The organism is uncultured Campylobacter sp. (assembly GCF_938045595.1).
GTDB lineage: Bacteria > Campylobacterota > Campylobacteria > Campylobacterales > Campylobacteraceae > Campylobacter_B.
Genome location: NZ_CALIBB010000234.1, coordinates 1 through 14,927, shown reverse-complemented (window position 1 = coordinate 14,927; position 14,927 = coordinate 1). Strand labels below are relative to the sequence as shown.

Below are 14,927 nucleotides of genomic sequence, written 5' to 3'. Positions count from 1 at the left end.
TAAAGCTCTTGCGGCTTTTAAACGCTCGCGGCGCAAGATTTATACGAAGCGAAAAAGCTTTTTTAAATCGCTTGTAGCGCGAGATTTTATGCGCAGGCATGGCGGTAGTCACGGCGTTGCGTCACTAAACACGCTAATAAATTTAGCGTCCAAATCCTTAGATTTCATGGACAGCTTGCAGCAAGCCCTTGCCACGTGAGCGAAATTTCGCCACAATGGCAAAATTTGAAACGCAAATGAGGGCTCGACGCACAAATAAAATTTTTAAACGCGCTGAGTGGTTTGCCATCAAATTCTTATAAAACCTCACAAACGCAGTCTCGCAGGTTCTACCCGAAAGATTTCAAAATAAGCGCCTTGGAATCATGCTATATAAATTAAACACGGGCGATGCCGCTAAAATCCTACGAAATGAGATGAGCCACACTTCATCACAACTATGAGGGCTGAAATTCTACAAAGCAAAATTTTAAAAGCCAAAAATTTTGCGGCGATGATAAAATTCCGCCCGTTAAAATCTATCGCGCAAAATTACTAAGCAAAATCTCACCTTAAGGCGCGATAGAAACCATCTAAAAGCTGCGCCTGCGCCTTATGAGCCAAAATCATAGCTTTTAATCTTTACTGCAAATTGCAGACCTACGCCGCCATAAAGGCTCTTTTAATTTTGTGGCAGCTTAAATGTGCCTTGCGCTAGCCTCGCTCTTTCGAACAAAACGCAAGTTAAAATCAATGAGTTTCGCGTAGTAAAATTTTGGCTCTAGACTTGGTTTTAGCGTGACAACGCAACTTCAGAATCGCCAGGCAAAATTAGTCGTAAATTTAATGCGCTACATAGATTTTGACTTGGCTGAAATTTAACCTAACAGAGCAAATCTCACTTCGCAATCTAGCCATTCTAACTAGATAATGTAAATTTTAATTTGCAATTTAAAATTTCTAGCGCAACGATACTAGCTTTGGCTCGCGTTTTGCAATTCTAATCTAGCGGCGCGAAAGTTCATAAAGCGGCGCGTAAAATTGCAAATTTCAGCGTTTTTTATTCGGCTAGCGAGGTTTGTGCGCACAAGAGCTGATTGCTAAAACTTTAAAATTTTATCGCTTGCCCCAGCCCGCTTTCAGGGCAATCGCGATAAAATTTACGCTCCGCGTCTCAAGCAAGCGAACAGTTGCGATGAAATTTCAAGCTAGCAGTCGAGATGAAATTTTACGCCACATTTTCAAGAAATGCCCGTCTCTGTGCGTCTGTAAAAGCCGTAAATCCTGCACTAAATTTCATATTGCTGCATTACTTAGCGGCTATCAAATATGCTTGCCAAGCGGACGCGGTGAAATTTCGCACCGCCCTTTAATGCTCGTTCGAAGTAAAATTTCGCACAAATATTTTAGTGGTCCATGCTCGAAATAAACGTTCCACATAATTCTATCGCAAAACGGCTGCCGGGTGGAATTTTACCCGACAGCAAAGTTTTTTTGCGCTAGATTTATGCTTCTGCGCGGATTATCCTTACCGCTTCGACCATATTTTTTAGGCTCGGGCGGACCTCCTCCCATTTGCGCGTTTTTAGGCCGCAGTCCGGGTTAATCCACAGCTGCTCTTTCGGAAGCACCTCAAGCAGCGCGCGGATCTGACTTACGAGCTCCTGCACACTAGGAATTCGCGGACTATGGATGTCGTAAACGCCCGGACCGACCTCTTGCTTATAGCCGACCGATTTGAAAACTCGAAGCAGCTCGTTACCACTGCGAGCGGTCTCGATGCTGATGACGTCGGCATCCATCGCCTCTATCGTTTTGATGATGTCGTTGAACTCCGAATAGCACATATGCGTATGGATCTGCGTGTGAGCACTTGCGGCGCTGACAGCGAGCTTAAAAGCACTAACGGCGAATTTTTCATACGCAGGGATGTTTTCGGATCTAAGCGGATAGCCCTCTTTAAAGGCTGCTTCGTCCACCTGAACGATCTTGATACCCGCGTCTTGTAGATCCGAAATTTCATCAAAAATCGCAAGTGCGAGCTGTTTTACGATCTGATCGCGAGGCTTATCGTCGCGCACGAAGCTCCAGTTCATCATCGTCACTGGACCCGTTAGCATGCCCTTCATAATCTTTTTAGTGCGGCTTTGGGCGTATTTGATCCACTCCACGGTCATCGGTTTTGGGCGGCTCACGTCGCCGAAAAGTAGCGGTGGCTTCACGCAGCGGCTGCCGTAGCTCTGCACCCAGCCGTTGGCACTAAACGCGTATCCGCTCATCTGCTCGCCGAAATACTCAACCATATCGTTGCGCTCAGGCTCGCCGTGAACCAGCACATCCAGACCGATCTCATCTTGAAATTTGACGCAGTCGTCGATATAGGCTTTGATGTCGCGCTCGTAGGCTTCGCGGCCAATTAAGCCCTTTTTATAGGCGTTGCGAACCTGGCGAAGCTCGGCAGTCTGAGGAAAGGAGCCGATCGTAGTGGTAGGCAAAATTCCATAGCCTAGCTCCTTTTTCTGCACCTTGATGCGATCCTCGTAGCGATCGGCGCGCTCGAATTTATTTAAATTTGCAGCACGGCTTTGAACTCGCTCGTCGTGAATTAGAGACGAGCTAGCGCGGGTTTTAGCGGATTTTTGATTTTCTTCGTATGCCTTCATGCCGTGCTCGCACATCGGAATTTCAAAGAAAAGATGGGTTAAAATCGAAATTTCGCTTAGTTTTTCGACCGCGAAACTTAGCCAGGATCTGATCTCGGCGCTTAGCTTGTCCTCGTACTTTAGCGTAAAAGGCACGTGCAAAAGCGAGCAGGAGGTGCCCACGTAGATGCGCTCCTTAGGCACGTAAGCTTCGATGGCTTTGAGTTGGGCTAGCTTTTTGTCGATGTCGCTCTTCCAGATATTGCGCCCGTCGATCACGCCCGCAAAGAGCACGGTCTTAGCGTTTTTTAAAGCTTGAAGCTCTTTTTTGATATTCTCTTCGCTTGCGTAAACGAAATCAAGCCCGATCGCCCATACATCGGTCTTTACTATCTCGCGCACGGCCTCGGTCGCATGCTCAAAATAGGTCATAAAGATAATTTTTACGTTGCTTGCGGCCTTACTTAGGCGCTGATAAACAGGCTCGATCTTTGGCGCTAGCTCGGTCGCGCGATCCGTTACGAAGATAGGCTCATCGATCTGAACCACGACCTCGCTATCAAGCTCGCTAAGAAGCTTTAGCAGTTCTTCGTATTTCGCGACAAGGGCATCTAAATGCGCGAGTGGATCGCTTTTGTCGCTTGATTTGCTAAGCGCAAGATAGGTGATAGGTCCGATTAAATTTATCTTTAGCGCGCAGGAATCCTTAAAATCGTTATTCTTCGCAGCCTTGTACTCGCTTAAAATTTTACTAGGATTTAGGCTAAATTCCGTATACGCAGAGATCTCGGGTACGATATAATGGTAGTTTGTATTAAACCACTTCGTCATCTCCATCGCGACTGCGTCTTTACTGCCGCGCGCCATCGCAAAATACTGCTCATGCGCCGAAAGAGCCGCAAAGCGCTGCGGGATCACGCCGAAAAGCACGCTGGTATCGAGCATCAGATCGTAGTATGAAAAGTCGTTTACGCTAATTAGGCCGCTCCAAGCATCCAGCTGATATTTGATGTGACGATCTTTTAGCTCTGTGGCGACCCGCTCTAGCGCGTCATAATCGCACTTGCCCGCCCAATAGCTCTCTAAAGCCTTCTTTAACTCGCGCTGCTCTCCGATACGCGGAAAGCCCGTAACGTAACTCTTCATCTCTATCCTTTGAGTAAAATTTTGGTATGAAAATGTTGATTTTATCTAAAATTTCTTTTGACGTCATTAAAATTTTAATCTAATCTCGAAAATGAACGAAATTTTATCCAAAAGCGCAGGGGTGGAATTTAGCCAATAAAATCTGAAATGGAATTTTTATCGACGAAATTCCATAAGTTAAAATTTTAGGATTGAATTTAAAGGCGTTAAATTCATCATAATTTAAACCTCATCGCAAGATTCTACTAAAACTTAGTAAAGCCTTGCGACGAAGCTAGCCTTACCTGACACACCGCAAAGCCACTGAGCATCAAGGCTCTATGAAAGCAGTGCAATGCCTCAAATATGAAAATTCTTAGAATTTATAATTATATCCTGCGTAAACGCCGTATTTTTTACCGTCGTTATCTTCGATATAATCGCCGTCTTTGTACCACGCCTTGCTTGCTTTAAAGCCCATTTCAATCTCGCTATTGGAGCCAAACTCATACGCGGTACCTATCTTGCCGCCCAAAATGAAGCCACCCAGCGTATCGTCCGCTCTAACCCAGCCGCCATTGCTATAGTCTATTTTAACTTCAGTATCTAGCACCGAAAGCCCAGCGTAAGCGCCTAGGACGAGCTTAAATCTACCGAAAAGCTCCGGCGTAAAATCCGCACCGGCTACGAAATCGTGCGTGCTCCATTTAACCTTTCTTTTCGAATTGGCATTCGAGCTGGAATCCTCGCCCTTAAATCCGTAGAAATATCCGCCGTAAGCTCTAAACGTGCCGAAGTCATATCCGGCTTTAACGCCGATTTGCGGTTGTCCGTCATCAAAACCCGCAGCTTGGTTTTTGAAATTGTATCCGCCCTCGCCGCCTATGAAAAGCCCCTCCGCCATCGCGCTTACTGCAGCTAAAGAGCTAAGAAGCGCCACTTTTGCAACTAAATTTCTCATCTTTACTCCTTTTGGTGAAATTTCATCTTAATGATAGCGACACGCTTCGAAACCTAGGCTAAATTTAAAGTAAATATATAACATTTACGATTTTTAGTGACAAAATTTTAAGTATTTTTGTAATTTATTTATAGCCAGTATAAATTCTAAATCTCAGCATATAGCTTGCATTATAAATTTTATCGCTTAGTAACATACGCTTTGTAAAAGCACAATGCAATAAAAATTTACGCAATATTCCTCTGGATATAAATTTATCTTAATAACTTGTAAATCCGCGCATAATTACTTAAATAAACGGGCTCAAACAGATCTTTATCATAGTTTTCCAGCACAAAAAGTTGGATGAAGGCTGACTCAAAGACCTTTTTATCTAAGATTAAAATTCTTTGGTAATCCGGTAAAAATATCACGTAAAGATTAGAATTTTTATCTATCTGCTTAGATATTTTTTTTAGCTCTCCATTTACTTCGCCTACTTGATAGTATGAGTTAATGCTTAATTTTTCCCCATTATGAACGACATATTCTGGTTTGACGCTTGGCAATTCAACGCCTTCGCCTAAAATTATGCTTTTACCATCCTTACCTACTTGTATATCATAGCCAACATAAGCTAGAGGTCCTGTAAATTTCTCTCCGCTAGCTATATCTATAGAAGTAAATTTCCAAATGTTTGGTAATATATCTATCATTTTAGGTACGAAATAATAATATATATCCCTAGTTTTCTGCGGAAGCTTGAAATTCTTATCGCTTAAAGAACTTAGGAATTTATTGATATCCGCTTCACCATAGTCTTTTTGAATTTGATATAGGTTTAGTTTAAATTTATCTTCCAGTTTAGGATCAAATTTTTTACCTTGCAACTTTTGTATATATTCGACATCAAGCCTTGCCATATTAGCAGAGCTTACCTCATCTTTATTAAAGGAAAACGCGCTCATAAAAGTGTATTCTCCTGCCTGTCTACCTCCGGGATCAGCTACTACTTTTACATCGGAGTAATATCTGATTAAATATCCGTAATCCCACCACGATAGCACATAATCCTCCCTGCTAGCCTTATTTTTTAGCTCCGCAAGAGGCATTATGGAGTCTTTCGTAAGCGTAGGCGCAACTCGGAATTTATAAATAAAATCTATGCTAGGCATTATCGCCAAACAGGTTAAAATAGCTAACAAAGTACTTCTAAGCCAAGTGCGTATTTCAAAGTAATTCAGCGTGAAATATATAAAATAAGCAAATCCAAGCGCTATCATCGGTGTAGCGTACATTGTAAAGCGAGTTCCACCAAAAAGTGCTAAAATTCCAAGTGCTATCATCGGCAAGGTTAATATAAACGAACGGAATTTTATCAGCAATAGAGCCAACCCTCCTACAGCGCATATAAATATAAATGGATGCCCGCTAGATTCAAGCACAAATTTCATGAAATTAGCGTTTTCTACCTCATTAACCGTATTTCTAACGCCGTAGAAGTAGAAAATTTCCTCTTTGCTTACATCCTTTAAGATGTATGCTTTAAGCTGCACTGCTATAGGCACAAGTCCGCCGAATATGACGAACGTAATTACGGCGATCGTACCCAAAATCCAAAGAGCTTTTTTGCTTTTATGGCTTGGAATTTTAATCATTAAAAAATATAAAAACGCAATGAGTGCGATTTTGAATAATAAAATATAATTTACAATTATTGTCTCGCCTTCGTAATACGCGCCAAAATTTATAACTGCAACGACCATAAGAATAATCGCTTTGTAATTTTCCTCATTGCGTCTATTAAAAATCAAAGTATAGATTAAAAATATCACTATAATCGCCATATTTAAAGAATACGAGCTAGGATACCACCAATCATAAATCACCGTAAAAACGGCAGGCAAAGCAAAGCTACTCTGCTCGCCTCGCCCTATGAGCCTAATCAAAGCCCATAGCGTTAGCAGCGGCATAGCAACATTTAACATATCGCTATCGAAATATCCGCCCAAAGTCCTCATATAATATCCCGGCAATATGGTGGCAAGTAGCGCCGCGATGATGCCGGCGCCTAGGATCTTGTACTCTCTTGCTATCAAAATAATCGGCACGGCCACCAGCGGCGCTAAAAACACGCTCATATAGATCGTAATGCTATTTAGGCTGACGGGCAAAATTTTGCTAAGTAAAAATGCTAGAGTTGGGATCGACGCACCATATGGGCTAAGATCGCCCGGCTGGTGAAAGCCCGCTATCATATCGCGCGCACCCTCGGCATTCGCAAAGGCATCGTTGGTGGTCATGATGAGCTCGCCGTCAAAGGAAAACTGCTCGATCCCGCTAGCCCAATATATCCAAAAAAACCTGCACGCCACGCCGAATATATAAACCAGCGTCATGATCAAAAAGATATCCATGCGGGAGCATTCGCCGTTTGTAATTCTAAATTTTTGCATCTTTTTCCTTGATTTGCCGTTTGAAGTACCGAGCGGCAGGGTTAAAATTTGCCTCTACAAATTTTACTCGCTTTATCACGCCCGCGTTGCGTCTTTAACGACATTGTTTAATTTCCGTTTATTATAGCAGAATTTATCGATATTAAAAGCAAAATTTTAAAAACAACTCAAGTCAAGCCGTTTAGAATTTAAATTTGTGATATGCAATTTTGGCGACCATCAAAAAATACGATACGTAAAGATAGAGAAAGATGTAAACTAAATATCCAATATAAGGCAGATACAAAACAACACTAAGCCAATAAACATGCGTATATCTAGCATATTATAAATTCCATCTTCTGGTTGCGGAATGAACAAATATAGGACAATAAACATAACGAACGCTTTTAAAAAAATATATAACAATGTTTTATTCATAGGCATATATTTAGCGATCTATGCTATGGCTAAATAGCAGAAGCAACCGGTCGTTGCAAGAAGCTTACGCCGAGCCGGTGGATTTTTGTGGTTTAGACGAAATTCTCGCCTAATACGCGTCGCACATAAATTTACAGACGGTTTTCGTACGGAGATTGAGTATGATCGAGCTTAGGCACCTACCGTCCTTATTACCGCTTAGCAGGCGCACGGCATCGCCCTCTTTCCACTGCGTGCTGTCGCCCTCGATCGTTCTGTAATGCGCGCCGTTAATGACAAGCGACTCACCGCCCTTTAGCGTTTTATCGATCTTCAGGTCGCTTGCAATCTGGTTTAGATCGCCTTTTAGGGCATTTGCGATTAGTTTTTCTTCGGCCTGCTCATGCGTCTTCATCGAGCTTTTGGCAAAGTCCGGCATCTGCAAAGTCTCGGTCTGAGCCGAAGCAAACGCGACCAGCACGCAAACGGCGTAAATCAATTTCATATTTTCTCCTCGGTTTTTCAAAATTGCGGCGATTATAGCAAAGTTTACTTAAAAATTTCGGTCTAAATTTAGCTAGAGTTTAAATTTAAGAAACCGCCCGTCTGTTTAAAACGGAGCTGAACTCGATGGCAAATTATAAAATTTCGCCGTAATTTAAAATTTACTTATTAAAATACGCCGCGAGCACGCTTAGCCAAACAAACAGCGCTATGATCCAAGACATCACTCGCGGCGTACCCGCCCAAAACGCAGCCCTCATATTGCAACGTAAGAGCAAGCGAGCATCAAAATTTTTACTGGCAGAATTTACTCGCTATCAAATAGCGCGCCGAGACTTTGCATTACGGTAGCGACGGACATCCAGACGGGGCTAAACATAGTTAAAACTGCGTCTTGCGTCTCACCGTTTTTACGCACACTTTCCTCGCTCAGCCTGCCGCTATCAATAAATACTACCGCGTTTAAACTTAACGGCTTAGCAAGCGCATATTTTTTTAGGATCCGATCGCGATCTTTTACACGCGTAGGAACGCCTAAAATTTTGAAGCTAAATTGTAAAATTTCGCGATCTTTAAAGCCCGTAAAATTTGGATGCTTGTAAAGCACAAGCTGATCTGCTAGCGGCAGGCTCTCGCGGTCAAGCCACAGCTCAAAAAGTAGCGCGCTTGCGTGAGGTTCATTAAATGCATCCGTAGCGATCGAAATTCTATTTACCTCCACTGCGTGTGGATAGAGCGATTTTAGGTGCTCAAATTCCGCTTTCGCCGCGCGATAATCGCTGCCAAATTCGTAGTCGTAAGCGTCACCGATCATCACCGTACGGTTTGCCTCTATTTGGATCGCGCGAATTTGCTCCTTGCCTTCAAGCTCTACGGGCGCGATTTTACTAGTACAACCCACAATAAGAAATGAAAATGCCATGCTAAAAATCAGCGCTTTTAAAATTCGTTTCATATCTACTCCGATAAAATTTTATGCGATTATAGCTAAATTTAAAGCAGCATTCGACGCACGGTATTGTCCCCGATTGAGACGAATTAAAATTTGAGGGCGAGAGCATATATGAAATACATGAACCGAGTGAATTTTAATTAAAATTTAAACGTAGCAGAATAAGGCGCAGTATTTTTTGCCTAGCTGAGATGAAATTTGATTTTTAAAAGTAGGCTAGGCAGGTAAACTGCTTAGCTAAATTAAATTTGAATGCGATTAAAGATAGGGCGAAGTATCGTGAGATGATTTTAAATGTTTTGAAGTAAATTTCGTTCCAAGACTATACATGCAGCCTGTCGTAGAGCGAAATTTCAAATCTATTTAAATATACCCACCAAAATAAGGCGCAGTATTTTTTGCTTAGACGAGGCGAAATTTGATTTTTAAGCGGAGCGTATATGTGATACGTGAGCATTAAAAATCAAATTTCAACGAAGTATAAGTAGGAAAAGACAAGCCTTAAATTTAGACTTCGTATCTTTCTCCTGGCTTCATTTCGATTATCTCCCACGGCAAGCCCTGCTTATTTAGCTCGTCCATGAAAGGCTTGGCGTCGAAATTTTCCATGTTAAAGACGCCTTTACCGCTCCAAATGCCCTTTGCGACCATCATCGAGCCGATCATCGCAGGCACGCCTGTGGTGTAGCTCACGGCCTGTGCGCCCGTCTCGGCGTAGCAAGCCTCGTGGTCGCAGACGTTGTAGATGTAGACCTGGCGCTCTTTGCCGTCTTTTAAGCCTCGGATCACGCAGCCGATGTTGGTTTTACCCTTCGTGCGAGGGCCTAGCGACGCAGGATCAGGCAACAAGGTCTTTAGAAACTGGATCGGCACGATCTTTACGCCGTTGTGCTCGACCTCGTCGATGCGCAGCATGCCGACGTTTTCTAGGCACTTCATGTGCGTGAGGTAGCTCTGTCCGAATGTCATGAAAAAGCGGATTCGCTTTAGTCCTTTGATGTTTTTCACAAGGCTTTCTAGCTCCTCGTGGTAGAGCAGGTAGCTATCTTTGACGCCGACTTTCGGGTAGTCCCATTTAAACATTATTTCCATCGGCTCGGTCTCTTTCCACTCGCCGCGCTCCCAGTAGCGACCCTTTGCGCTTACTTCGCGCAGGTTGATTTCTGGGTTAAAATTCGTCGCAAACGGATATCCGTGATCGCCCGCGTTGCAGTCTAGGATGTCGATCTCGCCGATCTCGTCAAAGAGATTTTGCTGTGCGTAGGCGCAAAATACGTTCGTCACGCCCGGATCAAAGCCGCTTCCTAGCAGCGCCATCGTGTTTGCGGCTTTAAACTCGCCGTCCTTCGCCCACTGTAGCTTGTATTCAAATTTGGCGGTGTCAGGGTGTTCGTAGTTTGCGGTGTCGATGTATGGGATGCCGGCACGAGAACACGCGTCCATCAGCGTTAGGTCCTGATACGGCAACGCGACGTTTAGCAGTAGCTCGGCGCCCGTTTTTTTGATTAAATTTACGACCGCATCGGTGTCGTCCGCGTCGATCTGGGCGGTACCAATTTGCACGCCTAGGCGGTCTTTTATAAATTTAGCGATCGCGTCGCATTTGCTTTTTGTGCGGCTTGCAAGTGTGATTTTTGTAAAAACATCCGCGTTCATCGCGCATTTTACGGTCGCGACTTGGCTCACACCGCCCGCGCCTATGATTAAGATATTTGACATTTTGGCTCCTTTAAATTTTAAATTTTGCTGCAATTTTAGCAAATTTAAGATGAATTTTAAGAGGCTAGGTGTAATTAATCATAGAGTTTGGTGTGGCTGACGCGGAGCGCAAGCCCTATCTAGCAAAAGCGCCAAAAAGCGGTGAGTGCTAAAATTTTACATAGTTAGCGGCATGCCAATTGACGGCGGCATGAGATTAAATTTACCGCCTTGTATCGCGCGATAAAATTTTAAGCTTTAAAGGGCTAGTTTAAATTTAACACTCCACAGCGAAGCATGGAGAATTAAAATTTAAAGCTCACTCGCTTCACCGCTAAAATTTATCGCGCTTATTTTCTCGGCGCACGGCAAAACCGTATACCGCGGCTAAATTTAACGCTTTAGCGAACAGCGGTTTAAAAAGTAGCAAGCGGGGCAAAATCCCGTGACCCCTACGATAAAGGGCACGAGTCCCACTAGCCCCCACCAGCTGCTAAACGCGACTCCGGCGATCATTATCGCTAGTCCGATCAACGCTCTTATTATCCTAGTTTTTTTACTTAGCATTGCATTTTCCTTTCTTTGTTTTTGCATTTTTTACACGTATTTATACCAAAAAATTTATAAAGAGGACAATAACCGTAAACAGCCGTCAGTAGCGGCACGAGACCGACCAGCCACAGCCAGCACTCGCAGACGAACCCGAATGCGTATATCCAAACCGCAGCGATTACTAGGCGGATAGTTTTATCTAAAATCCCGACGTTTTGCATTTTCTCTCCTTTATGCTAGACCTCTTATCATGCCTTGCATGACCATCGGCTTCATCATATATAGTTTCATCGCCCAGTTTATATAGCTCTCGCGGGTCGCACCCATGCACGCTATCGTAGGCTCGGGCTTGCCCGTCCAGTTAAACTCCACCATCACCGCCTTGCCGAATTTCGTTAGTAGCGGGCAGGCAGTGTAGCCGCCGTATCTAGCACTCGGTTCGCGTCCTTTTATAACGTCGGCTAGATTTTGCGCCAGCACTGGATACATCTTGCGTATACTAGCTCCGGTTTTACCGGCGGGAAATCCGCAAACGTCGCCGATGGCAAATATATTTTTAAATTTCGAGTGTTGCAGCGTCTCGCGCGTGAGGCTAATCCAGTTGCCTGCCACATCACCCTTTTCTACGCTTAGCCCTGCATCGGCGTAGATTTTAGAAGCCTTCACGCGAGGCACTAGGTGTAGGTAGTCAAATTTTACTTCGACTAGCTCTTTAGCGAGTTTATTTTCGCCGTTTTCGCGGTACGGCATAGCGTGCTCAAATACCGCTATATTGGCACTTTTGTCCACCTCAACCAGCTGATGCGAGGTAAAATACTTCACGTCTCGCTCCTCTAGCATCCCTTCTATCATTTTAGCATAAACAGGAGCGGAAAATATCGTCCGAGCACCCGAGTATATCGAGATATCAAGCTTGTCTCTGTTGCCTAAATTTCGCGCCATATCTTCGGTTAGCAGCGTTACTTTTTTATTTGCGCCCGAGCACTTCATCGGTGTTTTGTTGTCGCTAAAGACTATCTTACCGCCATCTTTGCCGACTTTTTTCATTATGCTAGACATAGCAACGGCACCTGGGATCGTGTAGATAGAAGTCACGTTGTCGCTACCGATATCGTCGGCGCTAAGTCCTTTTACATTCTCAAACTCATACTCCGCTCCGCTAGCTATCACGAGGTAGTCGTAGCTTAAATTTGACCCGTCCTCTAGCTTGACGGAATTTGTCGCCGAATCGATGGATGCGGCATTTTGCTTTATCCATTTTACGCCGTCTGGGATCAAATTTGATTTTTCGTAGGTTATGTCTTCGGGCAGATAGTGATCGGCTGCGATGAGCGTAAAGCCGGGCTGATAATAGAAGTACTCGTCCTTATCAAGGACCGCTAGTTCGGCGTTTGGCATATCTCGTCGTAGTTTCGCCGCTAGGCTGATGCCGCCTAGACCGCCGCCGATTATTAGGATATTTGCGCGGATGTCCGCATTTTCTCCCGCATTTAGCTTGCTAGCACCTGCGACTCCCGCCGCTGCTAGCCCCGCCGCGCCTAAAATTTTCAAGACGCCTCTTCTGTCGATGCTTTGCATAAAAGCTCCTTTTAGAAGTTATTGTCAAATCATAGCGCATTTTAAAATTTAAATATGTAACAAAGTCACCTTAACGTCACGACCCCGCGTTTTAGTTCGACGAGCCCCTTTTTCTGCATCTCTTTTAGCGCTCTTGATACCGCCTCTCTCGCGCTAGCGATGTCGTTTGCGATCTGTTCGTGCGTGATCCTTAGCCCGTTTTTCGCGCCGTTTTGCTCGAGGAAATTTATTATTCTCCGAGCTAGAGGCAAAAACAGCGTCTGATCCATAGCAGTTATCGCCGAGCTAAAGCGCGTCGCCATGAGCTCTAGCGCGTGATTTGCCACCTGCGGATAGTTTTCGCGTAGCCTCTTAAATATCTCTCTTGGTATCAAGATCATCCGCACGTCATCTTCGATTTGCAAATTTATCTCCGCTTGTAGCGCTCCTAGCGAACAAAAGCCGCACAGCATACAGCTATCGCCGTCTTGTAGGTTAAAGACGGTGATCTCTTTAAAATTACTCGTGCTAACCAGCCCGCGCGCACGCCCGCTTATGATGATCGCGTAGCCCAGACAACCGTCTTTTAGGTATATCCTCTCACCCTTTTTAAAGCTTCTTAGCGTCGCGCTTTTTAACACTGCCTCTTCATCCTGTGCACTAAGCGTAAATTTAGACGTAAACCGTTGCTTTAGCGTATCTTTTAGCTCGTCTCCCAACATACGCGCTCCTTGGTTAAATTTGGTTTTGTTTAATTATATTTTCTTTTACGTAAAAACGCGGTGATAAAATTTAGCTACAAAATATTTTAAGCATTGATTTATTTCGTGACTAACTCACCGAAATTGCGCTAAAATTGGGGTAAAATTCAGAAAAAACAAGGAAAAATATGAAAACGCAGGATGAAAAACCAAACTGGCTGCAGCACTTCCCCATAATGTTTTACACCGTAGTTATGGGGCTTGGCGGACTAGCTCTCGCATACGAGCGGCTAAATTTGATCTTTGATATCTCAGGCGCGGTTTTTGAAATTTTACGCGGCGCGGCTAGCCTAGCATACGCACTCATCTGCGCTTGTTACGCGGCGAAGCTGATAAAATACCCAGGGGCTTGCAAGGCGGAGTTTTTCCACCCGGTGCGCGTAAATTTTTTCGCCGCATTTTCGATCGGCACGCTGCTAGTCGCCTCGCTCTGGCGGGACTTCGCACCCGTTTACGACGCGCTTTTTTGCGCGGGCGTAGCGTTTCAGACCTTTATCACGCTGCACATCGTGTCTTTTTGGATCAAAAATAACGTCCAGATCGCGCACTCAAACCCCGCGTGGTTCATCCCGATCGTGGGTAACCTCTTCGTCCCGCTAGCCGCGCCCGCCGCGAGCGAGCTTGCGTGGTATTATTTTGCTATCGGGATATTTTTTTGGCCCGTGCTTTTTGCGGTTTTGTTTTACCGCATCATCTTTCACGATCAGATGCCGCAGAAATTTATCCCGACGCTTTTTATCGTGATCGCGCCGCCTGCGATGGCGTTTTTGGACTACGTCAAGCTCACCGGCAGCTTTGACGTAACGGCGAAGATCATGCTCTACGTCACGCTATTTTTCGCGCTTCTCATCCTTTTTATGTTTAAAAGCTTTTTGCGGCTTAAATTTTTCCTCTCGTGGTGGGCGTTTACCTTCCCGACGGCTGCGGCTAGCATCGCGTTTTTGCGAGCGTTTGAGTTTAACGGGATCAAATTTTTCTTGTTTGCGGGAGCGGCGGGTTTTGCTATCTTATGCGTTTTTATAGGTATCGTGGGCTTTTACACGGTAAAAGCTATGCGGCGCGGCGAAATTTGCGTGCCTGAGGAGTAAAATTTCATGCGAGCTTGACTTAAAATTTTGGCAAGCATAAAAGGCAGACTCGAACGCCGGCGGGCAGTAGGGTAAAATTTGCGTATCGAAGGATAAAATTTACACGCAGCTTTAAATTTGGAATTACGATAAATTTTAACCGAGCGGAATTCTATCTTCGTAGAAAGTTCGTCTAAATTTAAGCTTGCCGCGTATTTTGAGCGTCTAAATTTATGCGCTACAGCAAAGAAGCATAATGCGAACGCAATATCTCGATCGAAGCGACGCTAAGTCT

Annotated in this window: 11 protein-coding genes; 1 reads left to right on the top strand and 10 read right to left on the bottom strand. The window is 44.4% G+C overall.

The window, feature by feature from the left end; translation table 11 throughout:
- Positions 1-1,484: 1,484 nt before the first annotated feature.
- The 10 genes from metE to Q0340_RS08925 all read right to left on the bottom strand — a co-directional run bounded on the left by metE (position 1,485) and on the right by Q0340_RS08925 (position 13,526).
- Complete coding sequence (gene metE / locus Q0340_RS08970) at positions 1,485-3,767, bottom strand: 5-methyltetrahydropteroyltriglutamate--homocysteine S-methyltransferase (RefSeq protein WP_298083040.1); 2,283 nt, start codon at positions 3,765-3,767, stop codon at positions 1,485-1,487.
- Positions 3,768-4,122: 355 nt separating this feature from the next.
- On the bottom strand, positions 4,123-4,707 hold the full coding sequence (locus Q0340_RS08965; RefSeq protein WP_297881510.1) for a hypothetical protein: 585 nt from the start codon (positions 4,705-4,707) through the stop codon (positions 4,123-4,125).
- A 254-nt stretch (positions 4,708-4,961) separates the two neighbouring features.
- Positions 4,962-7,142 (bottom strand): STT3 domain-containing protein, encoded by a 2,181-nt coding sequence (locus Q0340_RS08960; protein ID WP_298083039.1) that lies wholly within the window; start codon positions 7,140-7,142, stop codon positions 4,962-4,964.
- Positions 7,143-7,671: 529 nt separating this feature from the next.
- Positions 7,672-8,046, bottom strand: coding sequence for a hypothetical protein (locus Q0340_RS08955; protein WP_298083038.1), 375 nt, complete (start codon positions 8,044-8,046; stop codon positions 7,672-7,674).
- Between the two features lie 306 nt (positions 8,047-8,352).
- Complete coding sequence (locus Q0340_RS08950) at positions 8,353-9,000, bottom strand: hypothetical protein (RefSeq protein WP_298083037.1); 648 nt, start codon at positions 8,998-9,000, stop codon at positions 8,353-8,355.
- Positions 9,001-9,504: 504 nt separating this feature from the next.
- The gene (locus tag Q0340_RS08945) at positions 9,505-10,716 is read right to left on the bottom strand and encodes a saccharopine dehydrogenase family protein (RefSeq protein WP_298083036.1); all 1,212 of its coding nucleotides are present in this window, start codon (positions 10,714-10,716) and stop codon (positions 9,505-9,507) included.
- Positions 10,717-11,088: 372 nt separating this feature from the next.
- A complete protein-coding gene (locus tag Q0340_RS08940; protein WP_298083035.1) occupies positions 11,089-11,262 on the bottom strand; it encodes a DUF2892 domain-containing protein in 174 nt (57 codons plus the stop codon).
- Entirely contained in the window at positions 11,256-11,468 is a 213-nt protein-coding gene (locus Q0340_RS08935) for a DUF2892 domain-containing protein (protein ID WP_297937884.1), read from the bottom strand. Before Q0340_RS08935 ends, Q0340_RS08940 begins: the two co-directional genes overlap by 7 nt.
- A 10-nt stretch (positions 11,469-11,478) precedes the next feature.
- Complete coding sequence (locus Q0340_RS08930; RefSeq protein WP_298083034.1) at positions 11,479-12,825, bottom strand: FAD/NAD(P)-binding oxidoreductase; 1,347 nt, start codon at positions 12,823-12,825, stop codon at positions 11,479-11,481.
- A gap of 65 nt (positions 12,826-12,890) precedes the next feature.
- Complete coding sequence (locus Q0340_RS08925; protein ID WP_298083033.1) at positions 12,891-13,526, bottom strand: Crp/Fnr family transcriptional regulator; 636 nt, start codon at positions 13,524-13,526, stop codon at positions 12,891-12,893.
- 167 nt (positions 13,527-13,693) lie between these two features.
- On the opposite strand from Q0340_RS08925, the gene Q0340_RS08920 reads away from it, so the two are divergent.
- On the top strand, positions 13,694-14,653 hold the full coding sequence (locus Q0340_RS08920; RefSeq protein ID WP_298083032.1) for an SLAC1 anion channel family protein: 960 nt from the start codon (positions 13,694-13,696) through the stop codon (positions 14,651-14,653).
- Positions 14,654-14,927: the final 274 nt, after the last annotated feature.

Bases quoted from the DNA above. Each gene is read 5' to 3' on its own strand.
- metE (WP_298083040.1), bottom strand. From the start codon at position 3,767: ATGAAGAGTTACGTTACGGGCTTTCCGCGTATCGGAGAGCAGCGCGAG.
- Q0340_RS08965 (WP_297881510.1), bottom strand. From the start codon at position 4,707: ATGAGAAATTTAGTTGCAAAAGTGGCGCTTCTTAGCTCTTTAGCTGCA.
- Q0340_RS08960 (WP_298083039.1), bottom strand. From the start codon at position 7,142: ATGCAAAAATTTAGAATTACAAACGGCGAATGCTCCCGCATGGATATC.
- Q0340_RS08955 (WP_298083038.1), bottom strand. From the start codon at position 8,046: ATGAAATTGATTTACGCCGTTTGCGTGCTGGTCGCGTTTGCTTCGGCT.
- Q0340_RS08950 (WP_298083037.1), bottom strand. From the start codon at position 9,000: ATGAAACGAATTTTAAAAGCGCTGATTTTTAGCATGGCATTTTCATTT.
- Q0340_RS08945 (WP_298083036.1), bottom strand. From the start codon at position 10,716: ATGTCAAATATCTTAATCATAGGCGCGGGCGGTGTGAGCCAAGTCGCG.
- Q0340_RS08940 (WP_298083035.1), bottom strand. From the start codon at position 11,262: ATGCTAAGTAAAAAAACTAGGATAATAAGAGCGTTGATCGGACTAGCG.
- Q0340_RS08935 (WP_297937884.1), bottom strand. From the start codon at position 11,468: ATGCAAAACGTCGGGATTTTAGATAAAACTATCCGCCTAGTAATCGCT.
- Q0340_RS08930 (WP_298083034.1), bottom strand. From the start codon at position 12,825: ATGCAAAGCATCGACAGAAGAGGCGTCTTGAAAATTTTAGGCGCGGCG.
- Q0340_RS08925 (WP_298083033.1), bottom strand. From the start codon at position 13,526: ATGTTGGGAGACGAGCTAAAAGATACGCTAAAGCAACGGTTTACGTCT.
- Q0340_RS08920 (WP_298083032.1), top strand. From the start codon at position 13,694: ATGAAAACGCAGGATGAAAAACCAAACTGGCTGCAGCACTTCCCCATA.